This window comes from Caulobacter sp. 05T431 (assembly GCF_056665975.1).
This window is the reverse complement of record NZ_JBFTKU010000110.1, coordinates 1-461: the sequence shown is the minus strand read 5'-3', so window position 1 is coordinate 461 and position 461 is coordinate 1. Positions and strand designations below refer to the sequence as shown.

General features: G+C 66.4%; 1 protein-coding gene. It reads right to left on the bottom strand.

Going from position 1 to position 461, the window contains the following annotated elements:
• On the bottom strand, window positions 1-172 hold a 172-nt coding region (locus AC1U89_RS24740), incomplete at its 3' end, for a DUF2382 domain-containing protein (RefSeq protein ID WP_479902256.1).
• Between the last annotated feature and the right edge of the window lie 289 nt (window positions 173-461).

The window sequence follows — 461 nt, the reverse complement described above, 5'->3', positions numbered from 1 at the left end:
CCTTGGTGACGATGATTCGTTCCTCGTGGAGGATGATCTCGTTCTCATCGTCCGCACGGTCCGCTACGTCGTTGCGGTTTTCCTCCGTAATCGGTTCTCGCTCGATCCGTACTTCTTCGCGCTGCACTGGAACGGTCCTGGTTTCGTATTCCGAGGTGACGTATTTGCGCAGGCGTGCCCCGCCCGCGGCCGGCTGTTCGGCGCCGCCCCCTGCCGGGCGCGGCTGGGGCCGGGTTGTGGTGTCTTCAGTGGTGGGCGCGGTGGCGTCGTATCCGGGGTGCCGGTGGCGGCAGGGGGAGTACTGCGGTCTGTTGCGGTGGTGTCTTGTGTGGCGGGGGCCAAGGTCTCGTCGGTGGTGGCGTTGTACCCGGTGGTGGTCGGTGTCCCGGTGCGTTGCGTTCCGGGGTCGGGGGTGGAATCTGCCGCATCTGCCGTCGCCTCGGTGTAAGTGCGTCCGGTGT